1 protein-coding gene is annotated in these 1441 nt (G+C 47.1%); it reads left to right on the top strand.

Going from position 1 to position 1441, the window contains the following annotated elements:
* Positions 1-334 precede the first annotated feature (334 nt).
* The coding region (locus AB4653_RS26090; RefSeq protein WP_372105675.1) for a YifB family Mg chelatase-like AAA ATPase at positions 335-1441 on the top strand (1107 nt) is incomplete at its 3' end.

Here is a 1441-nt window from a genome sequence, read left to right as displayed (position 1 = left end):
CCCCCGGACTTTTCAGTGCGGGGGTTTTTTCTAATTCGTGGTTACTTTTTTCCCACTCGCCCCCGCGCAGTCTCAATAATGACTACGATAATCAGGTTAATCAGTGCGTAAATGCGAGCGTTAAATGTCATAAAGTTCGAGTTTTCTCGTTTATTGTCTTAAGTAAATGTCTACATCTCTAGTGTTATCACACAAATCTGCTGCATGACAAGGAAAATGTCATTCTTTTTTCACATTAAAACACCATTCCACCACGCTATATAACAACCTTATCGCTTTGGTGAGCAATGAATATCCAGAGTGAATACTTTTAAATCAAAGACAAAGGAAAGTTATGGGACTCGCAATAATTCATAGCCGAGCTAGTGTGGGTGTAGAGGCACCAGAAGTGACTGTGGAAGTGCATATTAGCAACGGAATGCCCGGTTTTACGCTGGTGGGTCTACCTGAAACGACGGTTAAGGAATCTAAAGATCGAGTAAGGAGTGCCATCATCAATTCTCGCTTTGAATTTCCATCGAAAAGAATCACGGTCAACCTTGCACCTGCAGATTTACCCAAAGAGGGAGGACGTTTCGATCTGCCAATTGCGCTTGGGATTTTGGTGGCGTCAGATCAGCTTCCTACATCAAAAATAGTTCAACATGAATTTATCGGTGAGTTGGCGTTATCGGGAGAGCTGCGTTCAGTCAAAGGAGTGCTACCAGCAACATTAGCGGCGGATAGTGTTGAGCGATGCTTGGTGGTTCCGCACCATAACGGTGATCAGGCGGCCTTAGTTGGCAAGGGAGCGCATAAATCTGCACAAACCTTGTTGGAGGTTTGCGCTGATATGTGTGGCCAGGCTCAGCTTGGTTTATATCGAACCGAGCATCATCATGTCGATGTGTCTGATAATCGTGACCTACAAGATATTATTGGCCAGCAACAAGGTAAGCGAGCACTGGAGATCGCCGCAGCGGGCAACCATAACCTTCTTTTTCTCGGCCCGCCCGGAACTGGAAAAACCATGTTGGCGTCTCGATTGCGCGATTTGTTACCTGAGATGAGTGACGACGAGGCGATGGAAACCGCTTCGGTGGCTTCTTTAACGCAACAAGAAATCAATCAATACAACTGGAAACAACGACCTTTCCGTTCTCCACACCATTCGAGTTCGATGGCAGCATTGGTCGGTGGTGGCTCGATACCTCGCCCCGGAGAGATCTCTTTGGCGCATAACGGATTATTGTTTCTCGATGAGATGCCTGAGTTTGAGCGCAAGGTGCTCGATTCATTACGAGAGCCTCTAGAGTCAGGTGAGATCATTATTTCACGCGTGGCAGGCAAGACTCGTTTTCCTGCACGCTTTCAGTTGGTCGGAGCCTTGAACCCAAGCCCGACTGGTTATTACGAAGGCAATCAAGCACGCGCTAATCCTCAGATCATATTGCGCTATCTC

Source organism: Vibrio sp. 10N.222.48.A3 (assembly GCF_041475345.1).
In the GTDB taxonomy this organism is placed as follows: Bacteria; Pseudomonadota; Gammaproteobacteria; order Enterobacterales; family Vibrionaceae; genus Vibrio; species Vibrio tasmaniensis_A.
Note: the sequence above shows the minus strand (reverse complement) of the source record. Positions and strands in the feature narration are given on the sequence as shown.